Genomic DNA, 23,591 nt, shown 5'->3' with positions numbered 1-23,591 from the left:
ATAAAATGTTTGATTTAATAAGAAAAGATATTTTAGTTTTAATAAAATCAGATAAGTTATTTTTAATTAGATATGTATTAACCGTACTTTTAATATATACAATATTAAATCCGATTTCATATTATTTATCTAGTATTTTTTTAAGCTATGTAACTTTAATAAGTACATTTTCCTATGATCAAGAAAATGATTCTAGTAGATTTATTATGAGCATGCCTATAAATAAGGAGAATATAGTTTATTCAAGATATATATTAAGCTTGATATTTATTTTTATAAGTACAGTTATAAATAATACTCTATTTGAAATACTTTCAGGTAAGATATATAGAGGACCAGTTTTCAATGATGTACTTATATGCTTAATTTTATATTTACTTACTGTATCACTTATATTGCCGCTACATTTTAAATTTAAAAATAAAAGGATAGTTAATGTAATATGTATCTTTTTATTTTTAATAATATTGTTAAAAGTCGGTAAATTTTTAAATTTGATTGTAGATACGGCATCAAATAATGTAAATAATTTTTTCGATTTATATAATTTAAGTTTTATATCGATAGGTATTTTTATAGTATCAATGACTTTATCTTTAATTATTGTTAAAAATAATAAAGGAGGTAAAAGTTATGAAGAAGTTTACTAAAGTAAGTATATGTATAATAGTATCAATTTTACTTTTTATAGGAATTAATAAGTTAATATTTAATAAAAGGGTTGGTATTGAAGATTATAAAATAACTAATCCTATGTATACATATTTGCAATTAGATAAGTATAAAAAAACAGACAATGGAACAGTTTTAAGATTAAAAGTAAAAAATAGTAGTAATTATACATATAGGCTAGAGGATGCAAGTCTTGTAATTTGGTCATGCAATAGATCAGAAAATGGAAATGCTATAAATTCTAGAGAAGCTTTTAGAATAAACAGAATTGAATATGGAATAAATGATGATATTAGATGGAAAGGTATAGAACCAAAAGGTGAAAGTTATATAGAATTCTTATTTCCTAAAGGTATGAGTATTGATGAAAGATTTATTGATTTAGAATCTACAGCATTTGAATATAAAGGTAGTTTTATAAAAGAGCTTCCATTACTTGATGATGCATATACAACAGTTGGTTTAGAAGAACAATATGATTCCATTCAAAGATTGGATAAAGATTTTTACAAAAATCTAAAGGGGGAATAAGATGTTTAATTTAATAAAAAAAGATATAATGACTACTATCATATCAAATAAAAAAGCATATTTAGAATATTTGTTTATACTAATATTTATGTATACTATTTTAAACCCCTTATCATATTTTTCGGTAAATATAATTATAAGTTATTTGATATTAATAAATTCTTTTAAAAATGACAATGAAAATGAAGCGGGTAATTTTATTTTAAGTATGGGAGTTAGTAAAGAAAATATAGTTTACTCTAAATATTTGCTTAGTTTTATTTTGATTATTGTGACGAGTATATTAAATTCTGTAATAACATGGGTATTGGGAGGAATACTTTATAGGGGACCTGTATTAAATGATATTTTAATCTCCAACATTATTTATCTATTTATTATATCAATAATACTTCCTATAATTTTTAAATTTGAGTATAAAAAAACTAAAAATTATATATGGATTATTTCTTTAATGCTAGGATTTATATTATTTATATTGTTAACTTTAATTTCAGATAAAATTCATAATGATATTAATGGAAGTATTGTATATTATGAATTTTCAGGACCATTTAAAAGTATATTTGAATATATTACATATGAACTTAATATAAAATATATAAATTTATATACCTTAGCATTTATAGCTAGCTTGCTTTTCGTGTTATCAATGTATATATCAATAAGAATTGTTAAAGGAAAAAGAATTATAGATTTTAAAAAGTTCTTTATTACAGCTTTAATATTAGTTGTTATATTTGAAGGTTATATATTTATAAATAATAATATATATGAGAATATAGTGCACATTGATGATTATGATATTGAAAATTTTGTAGACATTGAAATGGAGCTTGATGGATATAAAGACACAGCAGAAGGAACTCTTATTAAAATAAAAATTTCAAACAACAGCAGGTATATATGTATACTAGATGACATTACTTTAAACTTTGGAAAAGATATAGAATATGAAGATGGAAGTCTTTCCTTTGCTCCAATTATTAGTTTAGATTACTATGAACAAGACTTAAAAAGTAACAACTTAATGAAAGATGGAATTGACCCTTTTAAAGATGAATATATAAGTTTCTTAAAACCTAAAGGACTTAAATTCGAGGAGAGTTCTTTTGATTTTAACAATGTTAATATAGATTATAAGGCTAAATTTATTGTAAATATACCAATAATAAATATACTTATGACTATTAGTTCTACTGGAGGAAGTTATAATATTGAGTATATAAATTCTTATACAGAGTAAAATGAGGCAATAGCAACATATGCAACTATGGGTTTACAAAAAAGCAACTATTAAATTATAGATAAAAACCTTTATACGATATATAATTTTTATTGAAAAGAGTTGAGTATATTGAATTTAGGAGAAAATTTAAAAAAACTTAGAAAAGAAAATAATTTATCTCAAGAACAACTAGCTGAGAAACTAAATATATCTCGCCAGGCTATATCTAAATGGGAGTCAGGTAAGACATATCCGGATATAGAAAATCTTATATTACTTAGAAATATATTTAAAACAACATTAGATGAATTAATAATAGGCGATAGTCTAAGTGAAGATAAAATACATGATGTTAAATCAGAACAATTAAAAAAACACAATAAAGATGATATAGAACAAGATGATTTATCTGTTGATTTAGTTATTGGAGGTAGTATAATAGGAACAATATTAGGGACTATAACGGGTAACTATATGTGGTCAATGTTAGGTTTTGTAGGATTAGGAATAGGATTTATAATAGAGGCGCTAAGAAAAAACTTTAATAGTGGAATTAAAAACTAGAGAGAAATAGTGTAGTTTATGAAATTATATTTAATTTTAATAGACTACACTATTTTTATATTTAAGGAATGTATATAATAAGCCTTTAGGGTATATTAAAAATAAATTAATTAAAAGTAAAGGAGAAGACATGGACAACAAAGGAATTATAAAAATATTAACTTTTAATTTTTTAGCTATGGGTATATTTAATATTGCTCATCCGGTTACACCTACACTTATAAATGTATTAGGTCTTCCAACATACACCTTTGGCATATTTTATTCAACTATGGCTATAGCTCAGTTTGTTATGGCACCTATTTGGGGATCTATATCAGATAATAAAGGAAGAAAGAAAATACTTATAATGGGACTAATTGGATATGGTATAAGCCAATTAGGATTTGGTTTTTCTACAAATGAATGGATAATACTCGTATTTAGAATTTTAGCAGGAGGATTATCAGTAGGGTACATAACAGTTTCTACAGCATATATAACAGATGTATCTAGTAAAGAAGATAGAATAAAGTATCTTTCATATAATGCAGCAGCAAGCTCTATAGGAGGTTCTTTAGGTGCTTTAGTTGGAGGGTTTATAGGCATTTATGGATATAAAAATGCATTTTTTGTGCAATTTTTACTATCTATAATATTATCACTATTGATATGGTTATGGATTAAAGAGACTATATGTGAAAAAAATTATAATTATAAGGTTTACCTAGGTCATCTAAAATTAAATAAAAACTTAATAGACTTAAAATCACCAATAGGAGTTATGATGGTAGTTATGGCTTTAATCACCATAACAACAACATCTTATAGTTCTAGTATAAATTATTTTTTAGAAGATGTTGCAAGTGTTCCGACAACAGTTAATGGAATTGTTATGGCAATCGCAGGTATAATTGCACTAATTATGAATATATTTATAAATCCACTTTTAAGTAAATATTTTAAAGATGTAAAAATTCTTATAACATCTTTATTTGTAGCTGGAGTATCTATAATTTTATTTACCTTGATGAATGGGTATATAGTATTAGTATTTTTATCTATATTTATAGCATCAAGTGCACTTGTTACACCTATACAGCAAAGCATGGTTTCTAAGATGGCTAAGGATAACCATGGAGAGGTTATGGGAATTCAAGGTTCATTTAAAGCTTTAGGTATGGTTACAGGTTCATTGATATCGGGGTTTATATTTGATTATGGTAATAAATTACCATTTGTAATGGGTGGATTATCTTGTCTAATTGCATTTATGATATGTTTAAGAGTCAAATTTAACATAGAGGATTAATATTAAAATAAAGTATACTTAGAAATTTTTAAGTATACTTTATTTATTATGTAAATAAATTTTAAAACATATTATCTAATATCATAAAATAGTGTAAAATATATAATGTTATAAAACTTGAGAGTAGGTGTAAATTTGTTTAGAAAAGAAGCACAAAAATATAATCTTATATCATACACTAGTGATGAAGATTTAACTTTAAAGGAAATATTATTAGATAAACTAAACTTTTCAGTGAGGTCTTTATCAAAGATGAAAAGAGAAAAAACTGTTTTAGTAAATGGGACATTTAAAAAGCCTAGTGAAAAAGTATTAAAAGGTGATTTAATAGAAGTTCAAATAGATGAGGATATGGCTAATTTTGAACCACAAGATTTAAATTTAAGCATCATATATGATGATTTTGATATAATAATGGTAAATAAACCACCATTTATGGTAGTTCATCCCACAAAAAGCCATTTTGATAAAACTATTGCAAACGGAGTAACTGACTATATAATAAAAAAGAAAGAAAAGGCAAAGGTAAGATTTGTAAATAGATTGGATATGAATACATCAGGACTTGTTATAGTTGCTAAAAATGCATATGCACATCATGTTTTATCCAAAGATATGAGTGATGATAAGGTTGAAAAAACGTACATAACAGTGGTTAAGGGAATTGTCGAATCTGATGAAGGAACAATAAACCAACCTATATATAGACCTACTGAAGATAGTATAAAAAGAGTTGTGGATGAAAGAGGACAAGATTCTGTAACTCATTATAAAGTACTAGAAAGATTGAATGATGCTACTGTTTTAGAGGTAAAATTAGAAACTGGTAGAACTCATCAAATAAGAGTTCATATGAATTTTATTGGTCATGGAATAATAGGGGATGAGTTATATGGATATGTAGATGAAGCTTTAATAAATAGACAAGCACTACATGCATATAGCTTAAAATTTATGCAACCAAGAACTAAGGAAATATTAAACTTTAAAGCAGATATTCCAGATGATATGAAAAAATTAATAGAAAAATTAAAATAGAGGTGAGAGAGTATGATAATACATAAGTTTATAATACACGTATTAGATAAAGATAATGAAGCTCCAATATTAAATGACTATGAGGGAAGAGTTAGTCCAGAAGTAGATAAATTTTTCCAAAAAGTTATGAATAGAGTTGCTAAAGATGATGATTTAAGAAAAGCTGTATTCAAAAACTATAATGATAATTTAATAAAAAACTGTTGTGAGCAAATTATATATGATGAAAATACATTTTTACAAAATTCAAAAGAAATAGCAGCATACCTTTTTGATGTTATGAAAATTAATGCAGAGATAGATTCTTGTGATTTAGCAATATGTTTATATACTGTAAAAGATGAAAAATATGTAGGTATAGTTAAATTAGATTATAAGAGACTTTATACTCACTCAATAGAATTACTAGATGATAAATTTAATATTCAAATGGTAAGTAATGAAATTGGAATACCGGAAACTGGTAGACAAAAGCAGGCTGCAATAGTTGGAACTAGTGGTATAAATGATGAATATCAATTAAGAGTATTAGATAAGGATGCAGAAAAAGAAGGTAGTGAGTCTAAGTTTGTATCTGAATTCTTAGGTGCTTCGAAGATAGATGATGATAAGTATAAAACTAAAGTATTTAAAAATACAGCTGAAAATTGGATAACAAATGCGTTAAGCAATGATATAAAGAAAGCTGAAGATGTAAGAAGCGTACTTAATTATACTTTAAAAGAAAAGCAAGAAGTTAATGTTAAAGATTTTATTGAGAATAATATAAAAGATGAAGAATTAAAAGAAAGTTTTAAAGAGCACATGGATGAAAAAGGCTTAGAAGAAAGCTTTAATATAGATAAGAAATGGGTAGAGAAGAAGCTTAAAAAGAGAAGTATAAGAACCGATAATGGATTTGATATAAAAGGAAATTTATCTGATTTTGAAGATCCTATGAAATATAGTGTAAGACAAAATGAGAATGGTACTATAGATATAGTAATAAAAAATGTAAACTTTTATGAAGAAAAATAAAAAAATAATGGCATATATCAAAATATTGATGTATGCCATTATTTTTTTATAAGACCCTTTTTGCATGTAAGTAAACATTATTCCAATATGTATTATTTATTTTAGTTATTTGAACATTTTCTCCTGGTTTAGGAGCATGTATCATTTCGTTATTTCCTATATAAATTCCAACATGGCTAACATTACCTGTACCATTAGTACTTGAAAATATTAAATCTCCAGGTTGTAAATTTGATTTGCTAATAGTAGTTCCAACTTTAGATTGATCACTAGATGTTCTTGGTAAAGATATATTTGCTGCATTTTTGTAAACATAGCTAGTTAATCCAGAACAATCAAATGAGTTAGGTCCAGTAGCTCCCCAAACATAAGGTTTACCTATTTGTTGTTTAGCTAAATTAATAACTGCATCAATTTTATTTGATGTAGAAGTATCTTCTGATGGAGTGTTAGTTGAATTATTTGAAGATGACGAATTAAGATCAATGTATTGAGAGCTAACCCAACCATTAGAACCATTAGAAAGCTTAACTTTATACCACCCATTAGAACTACTTATAATTTCAACTGTACTACCTTTAGATAAACTACCAATAATAGAATAGTTAGTACCAGCACCACTTCTAACATTTAAAGAAGAAGTATTAACAGTACCTATTTTACCCGCAACAGAAGTATCTTCTGATGGAGTGTTAGTTGAATTATTTGAAGATGACGAATTAAGATCAATGTATTGAGAGCTAACCCAACCATTAGAACCATTAGAAAGCTTAACTTTATACCACCCACTAGAACTACTTATAATTTCAACTGTACTACCTTTAGATAAACTACCAATAATAGAATAGTTAGTACCAGCACCACTTCTAACATTTAAAGAAGAAGTATTAACAGTACCTATTTTACCCGCAACAGAAGTATCTTCTGATGGAGTGTTAGTTGAATTATTTGAAGATGACGAATTAAGATCAATGTATTGAGAGCTAACCCAACCATTAGAACCATTAGAAAGCTTAACTTTATACCACCCATTAGAACTACTTATAATTTCAACTGTACTACCTTGAGATAAACTACCAATAATAGAATAGTTAGTACCAGCACCACTTCTAACATTTAAAGAAGAAGTATTAACAGTACCTATTTTACCCGCAACAGAATTATTATTTTTATCAACGTATTGAGAACTAACCCAACCAGTAGAACCATTAGAAAGCTTAACTTTATACCACCCATTAGAACTACTTATAATTTCAACACTATTTCCCTTATATAATTTTCCTATTATAGAGTAGTTAGTACCAGCGCCACTTCTAACATTTAAAACAGATGTATTTATAATGCCCATGTCAGAAGCATTAGCCTCAGTTGAATTTATAGCTAAAACTGCAGACGTAACTGCCATAGACATTATTAAATTCTTTTTTATCATTTAATATCCTCCCATATAAAATTACCTAAATAAATGGTTAAAAATGTAATTTACAATATAAATATAACATTAATTAAACATTTATGTAAATATAATGAAAAAACAACATGGAAAAATATTGAAATTATCGTGTTGAAATACAAGCACTTAGATACAGTAGATAGCATATATATATTAGAGAAATTATATATACATACTTAAGGAGGTAAAATATGAGCCAAATAAGTGACCTTGTAAGAGGTTTTGATTTTATTGATGACAACCCAATGATATTATTTTTAATATTTGGTGTAGTAATATTTTTTGCACTTTCAGGTAATAATTGTGGTGATTTTTTCGAACAAAACAATGTTTTGATATGGATTGTATTAATAGTGTTTGTTTTATTTTTATTAAATAATAATTCTGATGATGATTGTGATTGCTGTTATTAAAAAGATATTTAATCTTATATTTTTATTGAAATATAAAAAAACCTTTTAATTAAATTATTAATTAAAAGGTTTTTTTATGTAAATTACTTGTTTTCTTCTATATAGTGGCATATATCACCTATAGTTTTCATGTTTTCAGCTTCTTCATCAGGTATATCTATACCAAACTCGTCTTCAAGGGCCATTATAACTTCAACGGCATCTAAAGAGTCTGCATCTAAGTCTTCTTTTAGAGAAGTTTCTAATGTTAGTTCATCTACATTATCTATACCTAATTGATCGGCAATTATATCTCTTATTTTTTCAAACATGATTAGACCTCCTAAACGGTTTCTTAATTTTAATTGTAGTTTAATATAATATGAAAATTTTTTCAATATGCAATTAATAAAAAGTAATAAAGTTTTAAAATATGAATATAAATTATACAAATATAACATAGGAGGAATTGTTATGAAGTATATAGGACTAGTATTATCATCTATATGTGTTTTTATTATCGTATTAGCAAATTTATACTATAACTCTATAACATTAGATATGCAAAAGATGAAAAATTACATAGTTGAAAGTAATAGGGTATTATCAGATGTAATTGAAAAAGAGGATGTAGTACAAGATAATAAAGATGAATACATATCAAGATTAATTAGCTTAAAGAAAGGAATAGAGAACTCTAAGACATCGTTTTTAATTAGCGACTATAAAAGCTATAGAATAAAATCAATAGACAGTTTAATATATAGTATCTCAAACTCTAAAGAAAAGGAAAAATATTTAAGTGATGTAGACAAATACAATAAACTTAGTGAGGAAGAGTTAAATAAACTAATAAATAAAACTTTTATAGAAGTAACTTATTTGTCAGCTAAAACATATATTTAGTTAAAGCAAAATTTAACCTTTTACTTATTAAGGAGGGAAAGGTCATGGCGAAACTAGAAGATACTTTATCTCGCTTTTTGGGAGGCAATGATGGCCTTTTTAGTGGAGGGGTATTATTAATAATTGTTATAGTATTTTTATTGATTGGAACAGATTTATTAGATGACTTTTTTGATGATGATAGTGTATGGATTTGGATAATTTTAATAATTCTATTGTTATTTAATTTTGATGATAATTGTTGCTAATTTAATAATTTATTTAAAGAAATCGATTAGATTTCTTTTTTTATTGCCTTTAAATAAATATAAAAATATTAGACAAAATGTAACAATTTAGTATTATAAATCATATTATTCATTAAATAGGTAAATAAAAACCTATAAAAATTAACACAGGGGGTATAAAGATGTCTAGTCAAGATAAATTAACTCGTTTATTTGGAGGTTGCTTTGGAGACGGATTATTTGGAGGTGGAGGAATAATATTAATAATATTATTAGTGATACTTTTATTAGGAGATGACTTATTAGATTTTATATTCTGTGAAGATAATGCTTTAATATGGATAATATTAATAATATTAGTCATAAGCAATCTTGATTTTGATGGCGGATGTGGATGCTGCTAATTAAAAAAAGGAGGGGTCAAGTGATGACCTCTTTTTATTGTATATAAATAAACTATATATTAAAAAATGATAACACTTTTTTGATTATTGCATAGTATATAAAAGAAGTGCTATTACTTTGACAACTTAGTACTTACATAATTATAACCGATAAGTAAGGGGGAGGTTGTATGAGTAGTAAATTAAGTAGATTATTTGAAACTATGGGATGCGGTGGAGGAGGATGGTGGATAATTATATTATTCTTCTTATTCTTAGCGTTCCAAGAATGTTGGGCTGAAATATGTATAACAGACTGGATTCCATTCCTAATCCTATTACTAATTGTTTGTTCATGTAATGGGATAGGTTGTGGCGATGATTTTGGATGTTTAGATAATAGTAATTATGATTGTAACTGCTAAATATATAAAAATTATGGAGCTATGAAAATAGCTCCATAATTTTTATATACAATTTATTTTGAATAAGAAAATTTATATTAAATTACTAAAAAAGTATTTAATAAAAAATACCATTAAATATTATCACAAATAATACAACCTGCATATTATATGTTAAGAGCGAAAGCTCAATATATCAACAGGAGGTAACATAAAGATGTTAGAAAGACTTTTTGGAGACGGTGGATTTTTTGGAGCAGGAGCATGGTGGATAATAGTATTATTCTTCTTATTCTTAGCATTTGGTGATAGCTGGGTAGATATAGATATAATGGCTTGGATACCATTCTTAATAGTTCTATTAATACTTTGCAGCTGTGGTGGAATGTTTGACTAGAGTAACATTTTAGATAGAATTTCATACAATAAAGTATTAGGTGGTTAGATAAAAGTCATATGACCCTAGCCATTAATTAAGCTTATAGTTTAATTAAAATTTTTTAAATGGGAGGACTTTGTTATGTTCAGTAGATTATTTGGAGATGGTGGATGTTTTTCAGGAGCATGGTGGATTATAGTTCTATTCTTCTTATTCTTAGCATTTGGTGATTGTTGGGAAGATATAGATATAATTGCTTGGATTCCATTCTTAATCTTATTATTAATAACTTGCTCTTGCGGTGGATTCTTCGATGATGGAGGATGTGGCTGCTAAAATAGAAATTAATTAATCTAGGAGTGTTGGTATAATATACCAGCACTTTTGTTTTTATAAGATATTATTTATAATACTGAGGGAATATTACATAAATAAATTTATAATATGGGAAAATATGAATGAAAACATATTTATAAAAAAAAAACTTTGTGGTAGAATTAATAGTTAACTAGTAAATATTTAATTTTGAATATTCGCATTTAATTTAAATAAATTTAAGATAGGAGGCTTTATATGAAAAGTAATATAACAATAAAAGATGTAGCAAAAAAAGCGGGCGTATCAATATCCACTGTATCAAGAGTTATAAATGATTCAAAGCCGGTAACAGATGAGGTAAAACAAAAAGTTCTAGATGTAATAAAAGAAACTGGATATATTCCAAATCCATTAGCTAGAAGTTTAGTAACTAAAAAAAGTCAATTAATAGGAGTAATAATCCCAGAGGTGTCAGATTCCTTTGCAAATGAAATACTAAATGGGGTAGAAGAAATTGCAAAAATGTATGATTATGAGATACTTTTAGCTAATACATATTCAGATAAAGAGCAGGAGCTAAAGAGTATAAATCTATTAAGAGCCAAGCAAGTTGAAGGTATTGTAATGATATCATGGAAAGTAGAAGAAGAGCATGTTGATTATATGCAAAGATGTGGAATACCAGCATGCTACATAAGTAAGACTGCAAGAGATTATGATATATATACTGTAAGTACAAGTAATATAGATGCTACGTATGATATGACAAAATACCTTTTAGATAAAGGTCATGAAAAAATAGCATTTATTATGACTAGTCAAGATGATACTATACTAGAAAGAGAAAGACTGACTGGGTACGAAAAAGCACTAAGTGAAAGAAATATTAATTTAAATGAAAAATTAATAAAACATGGAACTACTACTTATGAAGGTGGTTATAAAAGTATGAAAGAAATGCTAGAAGAGGGAATTATACCTCATGCGGCATTTGTAACAGGGGATGAGGCTGCTATAGGAGCTATAAATGCTATTTGTGATGCTGGATATAGAGTTCCAGAAGATATATCTGTAGCTGGATTTAATGATGTAAAGATAGCTAAGATGTATAGACCTAAATTAACAACAGTACATCAGCCATTATATGATATGGGGGCAGTTGCTATAAGAATGGTTATAAAGATGATAAATAAAGAAGAATTAAATGAAAAGAAAATAGAATTACCATATAGAATAGAAGAAAGAGAAAGTGTTATCGAAAGAAGATAATAAAAAAGCTAGGTTAAAATAATTTAACCTAGCCTTTTTTATTTAATTAGAAGGTGATTTTTTAGTTTTTTTAACAACTTTTTTTACTTTCTTAGTTTTTTTAGTCTTAGGGGCAACACTTCCATCAGATTGCAATTCTTTAGAGTGTGAATTATTGGATTTTTTATGTTTTGTTTTTTTATGATCAAGTTTATCTTGAACTTCTGCTTCAGAAATTTTGTTCATAATAGTGTCTAATTTTTTTCTTTGGTTTTCATCTAGGAATGTTTTAAATTTAGAAATAACCTCCTCTTTCCCTTCTAATGTTTTTCCTATTTTAACCAATTCATCAATAAGTTCATTTTCAGATTTTCCTTTATAGTCATTTGCAATTTTTTCGATTTTATCTTTATCAATATTTTTTTCTTTAGCCATTTGCTCTAGAGTTTTAGGATCTACTTTTTTCATAAATATGCTCCTTTCTATAATATCTATAGTCTATAATTCATATTATTTATATATAGAAATATTGTTAAAGTGGTGAGTATAAATTTAAAATCTATAATAAATAAAATTTATTATAGATAATATATATGCAATTTAAATAAAAAAAAGTAACAATAAGATCAAATAAAACATAGTTTATATATGAGGGAGTAGTATAGTTTAAGGGGTGACTTGTATTGAATAATCTACTATTAATACTTGGAATGCTAGCATTAAGTAATGGTAACATATCATTATTTGATAATAAAAATAAATCTAAAAAATCATCAGAAAGTAATTCCACTAGTAGGACGCCTAAAGTTAAAAATAAGAATAATCATAATTCTAATACTAAAATAAAAAGAAGAAGAAAACAAAATAATAATTCGACAAGTGATAATGACGATATATTTAAGTTTAATATGAATGATATAAGTAAGGGGTTAAAATTAATGGAATTAAGTGACGAGGATTTAGATAGAGGCATGGAAATCATAACTAGAACAAAAAAATACATGTCACGAGATGAAAAAAAAATTCTTATAAAAATAGAAAGCTTACTAGATTTAGTAAAAGGAATTAAAAAATTAAGTGCTATAGATATATCTGATGATTTAGAAGAAAGTAATTTTTTTAGAACAATGGATGAAGAAGATAAAAAAAATATGATGATAAGAGAAATTATAGAGGTTTTCCCAGAAAAAAGAAAAGAGTCTGTAGAAAAAGCTATTGATATAAAGAAAAAGATTGACTTATTTGCAGAACTATTTTTACCTGATGATTTTGGAGAGGGTGGATTTAGCTTAAGTTCATTGGCTGATATAAATAACTTAGGAAGTATAAGTAATCTGAAATTATTAGGTAATTTATTACGTGGTGATGATGATGGATTATCTTATGAAGATGAAGAAGATGATTATGATTTCGAAGAAGATAGTTACGAAGAATTTGATGAATATGAAGATGAAGAACAATATGAATATATAGATACTGATGAAGACGATTAATTTATAAAAAATTAAATCTAATCGTATGAATTACATAATATGGATAAGAAAGAAAAAGTAGGAATTAATTCACAATATTATTTAAATTACTATATAAAACCTCTTTTAAAATTTTTATATTTATTATATAATAATAATATAAATCCTGAAGCATTCGATAAGGCTTTCTTAAATTCAACCGACAAAGTTTAAACGGGAGATCGAGTCTAAATCCAGCTAATATGCCCTAACATACATAGGGAAATTAAAAGTATTTAGCAGGTCACCCACCTGGGAGTATCTCGGGTCTGAATTTATAGGGCCACCGGTGTTTTGGGATTAAAAAAAGTGTTGCTCTATAGCAACACTTTTTTATTTAAAATCCTAAAATTCCTACATCATCTATACTTGTAAATACTGTATTAACGTTGTAAGGTAAATCATCTTTATAATTTGAAAAAAAGTTAGCTCTCATAAAATCATTTTCAACACTATATTCATCAATTTCATGTTCACTCCAGCTTTTTCCTAAATCTTTAGAATAACTTGTATGTAATTTTCCAAAATTGACCCACATTAAATATAAAGTTGAATCTTTTTTTAAAAAAGAAGGATACATACATGTAGAAGGACCTGTTATATAAGTTGATATATCTGTATCAAATGAAGTATCATTTAAATAACCGTTTAAATATTTTACAGAGTATCCGTTATCTAAATTCTCACAGAATGTTAAGTGATAAAAATTCATGCTATCTTTCAATACATTTAAGTAAATTTTATTTTTTCTAGAGTTAGTTATTTGAACAGGTGAGGACCATGTCAGTGTGCTTTTATTAAATCTAGATAAAAAAACTTCTTCAATTCCATTTACTAAATTAAAATAAAATACGCTAGGGGAATCATAGCTCCAAATAACAATAAAATTATCTAAAATAATATGATTTATAAAATCTATCTTATTTTCAGTCCATACATCATTATGTTTGAAATGATGAAATAGAGCACAAGTATTGGCAGAATTATGATTATAAACATAGTATAAAATATGTGTATCATTTCTGGTAATATTTATATATGGGAAACAAATACCAAACTTTTTAGAATTGTATTTTAAGAGCTCTTTTTGCGTAAAATTAGAAGATCCACTTTGTGAAGTTAAAATTTTTAGAGCTCCATCATTATAAATACCATATACATTATCAAATTTATCTAAATTAAAAAAGCAATTTGCAGAATCAATAGAATTATTACGTATCAATTTCTTTGAAAAAAGAAACTCGTTATTTTTATCATAGTAATTATAAGATATATCTTTATCAAAGGTAATAAAAAACATATCCTTAGAAGAACGTCTAATTATTGTTGAGCATTTATTAATAAAACTCATATATACCTCCTACTTAATTTATAAGAAAATATTCACACTATATATATATTTACAAAAAAAAGTTTTATTCTACTTTATTGTTATCTTTAGGTTAAGGCAAGTCACAAAAGATAGTTAAACTGCATAATATTAATTAGGCTAGTAAAGCCGAGGCATTGAGAAATCATTTAAGGGGAGGACAATGAGAAATGCAAGATCTTAGAAAGAATAAAAGAAAAATGATTAATAAACATATGAATGCAGTCAACAACCCTGAAATAGAAGAAATGAGCGACGATTTAGAGAGGGTTTATAGACCAAAACACAGCGATAATTGTAATCCATGTCCAAAAGAATGCGAACATGAACATGAACACGAATGTGACTGTGAATGCGAATGTCATCATCATCACCATCATCATGAAGATTGTGAACCATGTGAAGTTGAATCTGACAATTGTGTAAATAATCCTTGTTCTGAGGAATGTTGTACTCCAATAGTTCCATCAACATTTTCAACTAGTAATAGTATACCAGTTGCTATTGAAACTAACAGAGTATTTGATAGTATAGTTTTCCAAACACTTACAGATGGAATGAGCTTACAAGGTCCATTGGTGTATGATATTGAAGTTGCTGAAGTTAGAGGTCCAGTTCCAAGAACAGGTCCAGTAAGTGTAACTATTGAAAAAGTATGTATGAACTACTGCTCAATAGATATAGAATCAGAAGATCCTAGATTAGAAGATTTTAACGTAGTTAAAACATGTTCAGATGATAGAGGGCTTTGTGATACAACTTTTGAATATAAGGTATGTGGAGATACAAATACAACTTGCTGTGAAAAGAAAAAAGGTCAATCTGTTGCATATAAACAAAAAGGATTAGTTGCAACTGTAAAAGATTTGGTATTAGAACTAAGAGGTAAATGTGGATGTACAGAAATAATAGCATTGGCATATCCAGCAGTTAGAACTCCAAGTGGATGCTTACAAAGAGTCTCAGAAGTTCAATTCCCATATAATACGTTTGCAGCATCATGTTGTTTACCAGCTAGTGGAAGACCAGTTACATTAAGACAAGATTATCAAGTTAGTTTAACAGTTGATTGTGTTGGAAAAGCATATTTATGTTTAGTAGAAGTTTCTGATTGTGAATGTTATTATAATTTAGATATACCTAATGGTATAGATGTGGTACTTTGCTTGCAAGAGGTTGTAAGTATATTAGTAAACGAGAGAATTGTTGTATTAGCATCACCAACTCAAGTTTCTCCTAGAGTTGTAGATAATTACTCTAAATTATGTGACTTTACACAATGTGTAGATTCAGTTACATCTACACAATCAGGTGAATCTACAACATCAACAAATGGATGCAACACATGTAAAAAAACTTATAAATAAATTTGATAGTGTATAAATCAAATGGTGAACCTAATTTTAGGTTCACCATCTTTGATATAATATTATTTTTTATATTTTATACTATAACAATACTCAAATATATCATCACGAATATTTGATTTACTTTGATTATTAGAAGTATAGTTAATATCTCTAAGTAATGTATTAGGGGTTAGCCATAATCTAGATTGACTATTAAATATAATAGTATTATTATTAGACTCACCTCTAGTAGAAATATTTAAAGCCTTATACTCAAAGACAATATTTGATAAATCATCTATGTTTAATTTATAAATATGTCCTTTATCTTTTACAATATTGTTGATATCATGCTTTGATATCTTAGTATTTCCTGGGCAAAAATTAAAATGTGATACTTTATAAATATTTTCATCAAGAGAGCTTTCTTCAACAACAAATAAGTTTAAGTAATTATTTATTATATAAAGTCTCATATCTTTAATATTTTTTGTATTATTAAATGCTTTACAGATAGCAGTTTTCTTCCAATATCCTCTATTATTATTAAAAAAGTGAATTAATCTTCCTGTTGTATCTATAGAACAAATATGAATTCTTTTTTGAGAATCAATATTTGCACAATAAGTATAAATGTTATTTGATAATTTTTCAGTATGTTCATTTATATTTTTTATATAAAGTTTATCATTACTAGTATAAATATAAAAAGGTTTTATGTCAGAATTAGTTTTACTCATCTTATCCTCCTAATTTTAAGGTTTTTTATAGCATTAATTAAAACTACACTATGTAATATACAGGTAAATATAGAAACAGCAGTCATTATATATATGTAAGCGTATATATTTAAATTAGGTATTGGAAGCAAGAAGTAGAGAGCTATTAATTGAATAACCATTCCTAAAATCGTATTTACGCTAGATTCAAATTCTTTTCTTATAGAATGTAAAATACCTGAAAGAGTTTGGTTTAATGATAAAAATAAAGGAGCTAAGCACATTGATTTTAAGTAGTCTCCAGCTATTTTATTTTTAAATACAATTAAGCATATTTCTTCACCAAAGAAATAAAAAAGTAATGAAGATGAAATTCCAACAGCAATTGTAAGTAGTAATGAATACTTTATTTTTTTAAAAACATTTTTATATTTGTTTAGTGCTATTTCTTGTGAGATACTGGGGATTAAATTTACAACTAATGCAGAGCCAACAGTAAATGGAAGATAAACAAATGGTATAACCATACCACTAATAATTCCATACATGCTTAAAGCACTTGAATAAGAAATACCTGCTAATACTAATCTAGATGGAACCATCATTGAGCTTATAGATTGCAACAATACATTTGACATACGATTACATGTAATTGGTAAAGAAAACTTTAGAGTTTCTATTGAAGAATTAATGAAATCATTTATATTTATTGTATAATTTTTTGATAAATCATTATTTTTATATAAGCATATGGTCATAAATAATACATTAGTACCTTCACCTATAGATATACCTAATAAAGCAATGTAACAATTAAATGCTTTATCCTTTATATACATACATAATAAACATACGAATAAAATTTTACTTACTTGTTCTAGAATTTGGCCTAATGCAGGTATAGTAACTTTTTTTATTCCATAATAGTATCCTCTTATTATATTTGAAATAGTTATTATTACAACTGCAGGGCAGATTGAGAGTACAAATAAATTTAAATCTTTATCATTAAGCAATTTGAGAGAGATAAATTTACTACTGAAAGATATAAATAATGAAATTGCAAATGAAATTATAAATGCCACGTATAATGTAGATATAAATAATGTATTTAATTCATGATTGTTTTTTAGTGCCTTTCTTTTAGCGACTAAACAACTAAGAGATGTAGGTATACCTGTTGTAGTAAGAGCTAAACAAATCATTAAAAAATTAAATATCATGTGATATATACCTAAACCGGTTTCGCCCATAGTGTTGGATAAGAATATTTTATATAAAAAACCGAGAATCCTTACAATAAAATTTGATATGAATAATATAATCGTTGATAACAAGAGGTTAGGTATTCTCAATTAATCACCCCCCTTATGTTTAAATATATTCATAAGATAATTAAAAAATAATTAATCTTTGTAAAATTTAATTTTTCCATTTCATCTAAACTTTGGTATTATATATACATACTATATAATGTATGATAGATGGTGATGATAATGGAAAAATATATTTTAGATATAAATAATACCTCTAGTAAATACTTACAAATTTATAATCATATAAAGAATCTAATAATAGAAAAAAAAATAAAGGATTATGAAAAGTTACCACCAATAAGAAAATTAGCAAATAGTATAGGCGTGAATAATTCAACTATTGTAAAAGTATATGAATTATTAGAACATGAAGGATACATATATAAAGTAGTTGGAAGTGGAACTTTCGCATCTAATAGGAAATTTAAGAAAAAAACTACAGAGAAGGATATAATACATTTTGATAGTGGAAATCCATCAACAGATATATTTCCAATAGATGACTTTAAAGAAGCTATAAACATGGCATTAATCAATGAAGGTTCATCAATTTTTGAGTATGATGAGGGTTTAGGAAGTGAAGACTTAAGAGAAAAAATAGCTGAATATTTAAATAAAAGGTCAATACAAACAAATAAAGATAGTATACAGATAATATCTGGAGCACAACAGGGAATTGATATAGTCTGTAAGGGGCTTATAAACTATTCAGATGTAGTTTTTGTGGAAGAACCAACATATAATGGGGCTATAGAAGTTTTTAAAAGTAGAGGTGCAAAGATAATATCTATTCCTATGCTTGATGACGGAATTGATATTGGAATACTTAAGCTAAAGTTAGAAAAGATAAAACCAAAACTAATTTATGCAATGCCTAATTTTCAAAATCCAACTGGGGTATCTTACTCTTCTTATAAAAAGAAAAAATTAATAGAATTAGCAGAAGAACATGATTTTTATATATTAGAAGATGATTTTATAAGTGACTTTAATTTTGAATCAGAAGATAATAAGACTATTAGAAGTTATGATGATAAAAATAGAGTTATTTATATAAAAAGTTTTTCAAAAATACTTATGCCAGGTCTTAGAATTGGTATAGTTGAAATACCTAATGAGATTCAAAGAGAAATACTTTGGGCAAAATATTCTTCAGATATATCAACACCAGGACTTATACAAAAATCAATGTACTATTATATGGAATATTTTGATTGGGATAATTATTTAAAATCAATAGATAAAATATATAGTGAAAAATATAAAGCTGCTAAAAAGTTAATTGAAGATAATTTAAGTGATAAATTAAAATTAAGAAAATCTAATGGAGGTATAAACTTTTTTATAGAGTTACCGAGGGGATATTTATCCCAAGATTTTTATGAATTTATGCTTGAAAAAGGTGTATCTGTAACTCCGGGGACTTATTTTTTTGACAATATAATAGATGATAGATTTTTTAGGATAAATATAGCAAATGCAAGTATAGCAGATTTAGAAAAGGGAATATCTATAATAAGTGAAAATTTAGAAGAATTTTTTGATAGATTTAAAAACAAAATAGAGTTAAGAAGTAATAAAATATTTTACTAACAGATAAAATTTAGGAGGCAAAAATGTTTGATCAAAAGAAAATAGATAGGATAAATGAATTAGCTAAAAAAAATAAAAATGAAGGTTTAACTGAAGAAGAAAAGAAAGAAAGAGAAATATTAAGACAAGAGTACTTAGCTAACTTCAGAGCACATTTTAGATCAAGATTAGATAGTGTAAAGGTAGTATCACCAGAAGAATATGAAGAGCATATGAAAGCTAAAAAAAATTAATATAGCTAAAAGGGTAAAAATAGGAGGGGTAAAATGGAGATAAAATATGAAGCTAAAAATGCATGGAAAATTCATACAAAAAATAACACTTTAGAAGAGGTTATGAATTATAGTAAAGGATATATAGATTTTTTAAATAAGTCTAAGACTGAAAGAAGTTGTGCTAAAGAAATTATAAAGCAAGCTAAAGAAAATGGTTATATATCGTTAGAGGATGCTATTACTAGAGGTAGTATAAAATCAGGAGATAAAATATATGCAAATAATAAAGACAAAGGTGTTTGTTTATTTATAATAGGAAAAAATCCTCTTGAAAGAGGAATGAGGATAATAGGAAGCCATATTGATGCACCTAGAATTGACTTAAAAGCAAATCCATTATATCAAGAAGCTAATTTAGGTTTATTGAAAACTCATTATTATGGAGGAATAAAAAAATACCAATGGTTAGCATTACCATTATCTTTACATGGTGTAGTAATACTTAAAGATGGTAAGAAGGTTGATATATGCATAGGCGAAGATGAAGATGATCCTGTATTTTGTATAACAGATATTCTTCCACATTTATCATCAGATCAAAATCAAAAGAAAATATCTGAAGCTATAAAGGGTGAAGATTTAAATTTATTAATAGGAAGTATACCAACTGAAGAACAAGAAGGTATAGTTAATAATATATTAAACATATTAAATGAAAAATATGGGATGATAGAAGAAGATTTTTTAACAGCAGAATTTGAAATTGTACCTGCTGGAAAAGCTAGAGATTTAGGATTAGATAAATCTATGATCATTTCATATGGTCATGATGACAGAGTATGTACATACGCTGCTATAACATCTATATTTGATATAGAAGAAGTAGATTATACTGTAGTAACATTATGTGCAGATAAGGAAGAAGTAGGATCAAACGGTAATACTGGTATGCAATCTAGATTTTTTGAAAATATTATAGCAGAGCTTATAGAGTTAGAAGAAAACTATTCGGACTTAAAATTAAAAAGAGCTTTAGCCAAGTCTAAGGTATTATCGGCAGATGTTTCTGCTGCGTATGATCCTAATTTTCCAAATGCATATGATAAAAGAAATTCTGCTTATGCAGGTAATGGAGTAGTTTTAATAAAATATACTGGTGCTAGAGGTAAAAGCGGATGTAATGATGCAAATGCAGAGTTTTTAGCAGATGTCAGAACTGTATTTGATAATGCAAATGTAATTTGGCAAACGGGTGAACTTGGAAAAGTTGACCAAGGTGGCGGTGGAACAATTGCTTATATGTTAGCAAACTACGGAGCTGAAGTAGTAGATTGTGGAGTAGGAGTTCTAAGTATGCATGCACCATATGAGGTTATATCAAAAGTCGACTTATATGAAACTTACAAAGGATACAAAGCATTTTTTGAAAAAATAAAATTATAAAATAAAGAACTTTAAAATGAATTGATATTCATTTTAAAGTTCTTTATTTATCTATATTAAAATAATTATATAGTTCATTTATAAATCTATTTTCAAGTGGTGTAAGAACTTTTTGTTTAGAATATATAAAATAGAAATTCCTATTAAATTTTATGTTTTTTAATCTATAGAAATTAAGCTTATTATCATTTATATAGTCTATAGCAGACATATACGACACAAAAGATACACCTAATCCAAGTTTAACCATCTCCTTAATTGACTCATTTGATTCTACATGAGCAATAACATTTAAGTTATTATATGAAAAGTTATTTTCTTTTAATGTATCTAAAATTAATCCTCTAGTAGCAGAACCATCTTTTCTCATAATAAATTTAAAGTTAGACAACTCATTAATACCAATGTATCCATTTTCATTTTTTACATTTAAATTTTTAGAAGTTATTAAAACTAGTTCATCATTTAATATTTTTATTGACTCAATTTGGGTATTACTCGGTTTAACTCCAACAAATCCAAAGCTAATTCTTTCATTTAAAATTTCTGATATAGCATATTGTGAATCATAATGATTTATACTAAATTGTACATGTGGAAAATCATTTATAAATGATTTCATAAATCCAGGCAGTATATAAGTTTCAGGAATAGAACTACAAGCTATATCAATTAAACCTTCTATTTTACCAGAGTATTCTTTTATGTCACAAATAGCTTGCTTACAATTATTAAGAATATATATAGCGTGTTTATAAAGTATCTCTCCAGACTCTGTAAGTTTAATTGTTTTATTATTTCTATTTAATAATACTGTATTTAATTCTTTTTCTAAGTTTTGAATATGAGAACTTACTGTAGGTTGAGTAAGAAACAATTCTCTGGCTGCTTTTGAAAAGCTTTCATGTTTAACAACTGATACAAAGACCTCAAGTTGTTTAAAGTCCATATAAATACCTCCTGAGATTTAATATTAAATATATTATATCATAAGCAAAAAGCAATTAACCTTTTAAAATACATATAAAACTGCATCTTATTACAAAAATATTACAGATTAACAATACATATTATTAAATTTAGAAAAATGTTATATAATTTATACATAAATAATAGAAAAGGAGGTCTATAAGATGAATTTAAAGAGATTAGTAGCAAGTTTCATTATCTCAAGTCTATTTTTGACGGGGTGTACAAATGATAGTGCAACAAAAACAGTAACTAATAGAGCTAAACAACAGCAAACAATGACAAAAGTTCAAAATGATGTAAATGAGATAATGAATAAGGACTATAATTACGTTTTAAATAATATGGGAGCTCCTTATAGTACAACTTATTGGATAGATAAATATAAAATAAATAATACTCAAACTATTGAAGAACTTAATGAAACTGGAATAGTTGGTTTGGTATATCCTAAATATACAGCAGATAATGAATTAGAAGGAAGTGCTTTATATATAGAGTTAAATAATAATAAAGTAGTTGAAGTTCAAACATATGATTTCGGAACATATGAAGAAGATGAAGTACTAGAAGATAGTAGTTTGATTGTAATGGATAAATATAGCAATGAAGGAATATTAGAATTAAGTGATATGGAAAGTATAAATTTAAATACGTTTAAAGGTAATCCTGTAGATGAACTACATAAATATTTAAACTATATAACTCCAAATATTGATGCCTATGATATGGTAAGTAAGAGTAAATCTATAGAAGTATATAAGTTAATACACAATAGCGTAAATACTAATAAAACATTAATGGTATTTTTAGATGATGGAAAAATTGAAAAGATAAACATAGTAGGAGATAGCTTCGTAATAAAACAAGCTAGAGATTATTTTAACCAGTAAAAAGATTATAGCAAATGTATAATCTTTTTTTATTGTCAATTGAAATATATAATTAATAATGTTTAATATGAAAAATACAGGGTAGATATAAAATAAATCGAAAAAAATGCAAATAAATAAAAATAAAGTTAAAAAAAACTAAATATTATAAAAAAATAAAAAA

At 26.0% G+C, this 23,591-nt stretch carries 28 protein-coding genes and 1 other RNA gene; 22 read left to right on the top strand and 7 right to left on the bottom strand.

Features of this window, described 5'->3' with window-relative positions:
• Positions 1–5: 5 nt before the first annotated feature.
• From I2A66_RS11815 to I2A66_RS11785, 7 genes are all read left to right on the top strand, one after another.
• The gene (locus tag I2A66_RS11815; RefSeq protein WP_147515683.1) at positions 6–650 is read left to right on the top strand and encodes an ABC-2 transporter permease; all 645 of its coding nucleotides are present in this window, start codon (positions 6–8) and stop codon (positions 648–650) included.
• Entirely contained in the window at positions 634–1,203 is a 570-nt protein-coding gene (locus I2A66_RS11810; RefSeq protein WP_122640205.1) for a hypothetical protein, read from the top strand. Before I2A66_RS11815 ends, I2A66_RS11810 begins: the two co-directional genes overlap by 17 nt.
• A gap of 1 nt (position 1,204) precedes the next feature.
• A complete protein-coding gene (locus I2A66_RS11805) occupies positions 1,205–2,449 on the top strand; it encodes an ABC-2 transporter permease (protein ID WP_195251715.1) in 1,245 nt (414 codons plus the stop codon).
• A gap of 111 nt (positions 2,450–2,560) precedes the next feature.
• On the top strand, positions 2,561–2,995 hold the full coding sequence (locus tag I2A66_RS11800) for a helix-turn-helix domain-containing protein (protein ID WP_122640208.1): 435 nt from the start codon (positions 2,561–2,563) through the stop codon (positions 2,993–2,995).
• Between the two features lie 130 nt (positions 2,996–3,125).
• On the top strand, positions 3,126–4,286 hold the full coding sequence (locus I2A66_RS11795) for an MFS transporter (protein WP_122640209.1): 1,161 nt from the start codon (positions 3,126–3,128) through the stop codon (positions 4,284–4,286).
• Positions 4,287–4,421: 135 nt separating this feature from the next.
• Positions 4,422–5,324, top strand: a complete 903-nt coding sequence (locus tag I2A66_RS11790; RefSeq protein WP_122640210.1) for an RluA family pseudouridine synthase — start codon at positions 4,422–4,424, stop codon at positions 5,322–5,324.
• A gap of 12 nt (positions 5,325–5,336) precedes the next feature.
• Positions 5,337–6,341 (top strand): nucleoid-associated protein, encoded by a 1,005-nt coding sequence (locus I2A66_RS11785; protein ID WP_147515685.1) that lies wholly within the window; start codon positions 5,337–5,339, stop codon positions 6,339–6,341.
• A gap of 46 nt (positions 6,342–6,387) precedes the next feature.
• On the opposite strand, the gene I2A66_RS11780 is transcribed toward I2A66_RS11785, so the two are convergent.
• Complete coding sequence (locus tag I2A66_RS11780) at positions 6,388–7,773, bottom strand: C40 family peptidase (RefSeq protein ID WP_195251714.1); 1,386 nt, start codon at positions 7,771–7,773, stop codon at positions 6,388–6,390.
• A gap of 212 nt (positions 7,774–7,985) precedes the next feature.
• Between I2A66_RS11780 and I2A66_RS11775 the strand changes: the two genes are divergently transcribed.
• Positions 7,986–8,207, top strand: a complete 222-nt coding sequence (locus I2A66_RS11775; protein WP_122640213.1) for a hypothetical protein — start codon at positions 7,986–7,988, stop codon at positions 8,205–8,207.
• An 83-nt stretch (positions 8,208–8,290) separates the two neighbouring features.
• On the opposite strand, the gene acpP is transcribed toward I2A66_RS11775, so the two are convergent.
• Positions 8,291–8,518, bottom strand: a complete 228-nt coding sequence (acpP, locus tag I2A66_RS11770; protein WP_147515687.1) for an acyl carrier protein — start codon at positions 8,516–8,518, stop codon at positions 8,291–8,293.
• 142 nt (positions 8,519–8,660) lie between these two features.
• On the opposite strand from acpP, the gene I2A66_RS11765 reads away from it, so the two are divergent.
• From I2A66_RS11765 to I2A66_RS11735, 7 genes are all read left to right on the top strand, one after another.
• Entirely contained in the window at positions 8,661–9,092 is a 432-nt protein-coding gene (locus tag I2A66_RS11765) for a hypothetical protein (protein WP_122640215.1), read from the top strand.
• Between the two features lie 44 nt (positions 9,093–9,136).
• Positions 9,137–9,340 carry a hypothetical protein gene (locus I2A66_RS11760; protein WP_122640216.1) on the top strand — a complete coding sequence of 68 codons (204 nt, stop codon included), beginning with the start codon at positions 9,137–9,139 and terminating at the stop codon, positions 9,338–9,340.
• A 161-nt stretch (positions 9,341–9,501) separates the two neighbouring features.
• Positions 9,502–9,723, top strand: coding sequence for a hypothetical protein (locus I2A66_RS11755; protein WP_122640217.1), 222 nt, complete (start codon positions 9,502–9,504; stop codon positions 9,721–9,723).
• Between the two features lie 170 nt (positions 9,724–9,893).
• A complete protein-coding gene (locus I2A66_RS11750) occupies positions 9,894–10,127 on the top strand; it encodes a hypothetical protein (protein WP_164489049.1) in 234 nt (77 codons plus the stop codon).
• A gap of 196 nt (positions 10,128–10,323) precedes the next feature.
• Positions 10,324–10,503 carry a hypothetical protein gene (locus tag I2A66_RS11745; RefSeq protein WP_122640218.1) on the top strand — a complete coding sequence of 60 codons (180 nt, stop codon included), beginning with the start codon at positions 10,324–10,326 and terminating at the stop codon, positions 10,501–10,503.
• 123 nt (positions 10,504–10,626) lie between these two features.
• Positions 10,627–10,821, top strand: a complete 195-nt coding sequence (locus I2A66_RS11740) for a hypothetical protein (protein WP_122640219.1) — start codon at positions 10,627–10,629, stop codon at positions 10,819–10,821.
• A gap of 237 nt (positions 10,822–11,058) precedes the next feature.
• Positions 11,059–12,072, top strand: coding sequence for a LacI family DNA-binding transcriptional regulator (locus tag I2A66_RS11735; protein ID WP_122640220.1), 1,014 nt, complete (start codon positions 11,059–11,061; stop codon positions 12,070–12,072).
• Between the two features lie 42 nt (positions 12,073–12,114).
• Here I2A66_RS11735 and I2A66_RS11730 read toward each other — a convergent pair whose 3' ends face one another.
• Positions 12,115–12,519: a hypothetical protein gene (locus I2A66_RS11730; protein WP_122640221.1), complete on the bottom strand. Its 405-nt coding sequence runs from the start codon at positions 12,517–12,519 to the stop codon at positions 12,115–12,117.
• Positions 12,520–12,734: 215 nt separating this feature from the next.
• On the opposite strand from I2A66_RS11730, the gene I2A66_RS11725 reads away from it, so the two are divergent.
• Together I2A66_RS11725 and ssrS are read left to right on the top strand one after the other, a co-directional pair.
• On the top strand, positions 12,735–13,544 hold the full coding sequence (locus I2A66_RS11725; protein ID WP_243113390.1) for a hypothetical protein: 810 nt from the start codon (positions 12,735–12,737) through the stop codon (positions 13,542–13,544).
• Between the two features lie 139 nt (positions 13,545–13,683).
• Positions 13,684–13,867: non-coding RNA, 6S RNA (gene ssrS, locus I2A66_RS11720), on the top strand.
• Between the two features lie 32 nt (positions 13,868–13,899).
• On the opposite strand, the gene I2A66_RS11715 is transcribed toward ssrS, so the two are convergent.
• Positions 13,900–14,913, bottom strand: coding sequence for a hypothetical protein (locus I2A66_RS11715; RefSeq protein WP_122640222.1), 1,014 nt, complete (start codon positions 14,911–14,913; stop codon positions 13,900–13,902).
• Positions 14,914–15,101: 188 nt separating this feature from the next.
• On the opposite strand from I2A66_RS11715, the gene I2A66_RS11710 reads away from it, so the two are divergent.
• Positions 15,102–16,298, top strand: a complete 1,197-nt coding sequence (locus tag I2A66_RS11710; protein ID WP_243113391.1) for a hypothetical protein — start codon at positions 15,102–15,104, stop codon at positions 16,296–16,298.
• 62 nt (positions 16,299–16,360) lie between these two features.
• Here I2A66_RS11710 and I2A66_RS11705 read toward each other — a convergent pair whose 3' ends face one another.
• Positions 16,361–17,020, bottom strand: a complete 660-nt coding sequence (locus tag I2A66_RS11705; RefSeq protein WP_147515689.1) for a hypothetical protein — start codon at positions 17,018–17,020, stop codon at positions 16,361–16,363.
• On the bottom strand, positions 17,017–18,354 hold the full coding sequence (locus I2A66_RS11700; RefSeq protein ID WP_122640224.1) for a polysaccharide biosynthesis protein: 1,338 nt from the start codon (positions 18,352–18,354) through the stop codon (positions 17,017–17,019). The genes I2A66_RS11705 and I2A66_RS11700 overlap by 4 nt, the downstream gene beginning before the upstream one ends.
• A 141-nt stretch (positions 18,355–18,495) precedes the next feature.
• Here I2A66_RS11700 and pdxR point away from each other — a divergent pair, with 141 nt between their 5' ends.
• Genes pdxR through I2A66_RS11685 form a run of 3 tightly spaced genes read left to right on the top strand, consistent with a single transcriptional unit; the run spans position 18,496 to position 21,566 of the window.
• Positions 18,496–19,908: a MocR-like pyridoxine biosynthesis transcription factor PdxR gene (gene pdxR, locus I2A66_RS11695; protein WP_195251712.1), complete on the top strand. Its 1,413-nt coding sequence runs from the start codon at positions 18,496–18,498 to the stop codon at positions 19,906–19,908.
• Between the two features lie 23 nt (positions 19,909–19,931).
• A complete protein-coding gene (locus I2A66_RS11690; RefSeq protein ID WP_122640226.1) occupies positions 19,932–20,141 on the top strand; it encodes a DUF896 domain-containing protein in 210 nt (69 codons plus the stop codon).
• Positions 20,142–20,174: 33 nt separating this feature from the next.
• Positions 20,175–21,566, top strand: coding sequence for an aminopeptidase (locus I2A66_RS11685; protein ID WP_122640227.1), 1,392 nt, complete (start codon positions 20,175–20,177; stop codon positions 21,564–21,566).
• Positions 21,567–21,609: 43 nt separating this feature from the next.
• Here I2A66_RS11685 and I2A66_RS11680 read toward each other — a convergent pair whose 3' ends face one another.
• On the bottom strand, positions 21,610–22,515 hold the full coding sequence (locus tag I2A66_RS11680) for a selenium metabolism-associated LysR family transcriptional regulator (RefSeq protein WP_122640228.1): 906 nt from the start codon (positions 22,513–22,515) through the stop codon (positions 21,610–21,612).
• Positions 22,516–22,699: 184 nt separating this feature from the next.
• Between I2A66_RS11680 and I2A66_RS11675 the strand changes: the two genes are divergently transcribed.
• On the top strand, positions 22,700–23,428 hold the full coding sequence (locus tag I2A66_RS11675) for a hypothetical protein (RefSeq protein ID WP_147515691.1): 729 nt from the start codon (positions 22,700–22,702) through the stop codon (positions 23,426–23,428).
• Positions 23,429–23,591: the final 163 nt, after the last annotated feature.

Origin of the sequence: Romboutsia sp. 1001713B170207_170306_H8, from assembly GCF_015550495.1 — a bacterium.
Taxonomy (GTDB): Bacteria; Bacillota; Clostridia; order Peptostreptococcales; family Peptostreptococcaceae; genus Romboutsia_E.
Note: the sequence above shows the minus strand (reverse complement) of the source record. Positions and strands in the feature narration are given on the sequence as shown.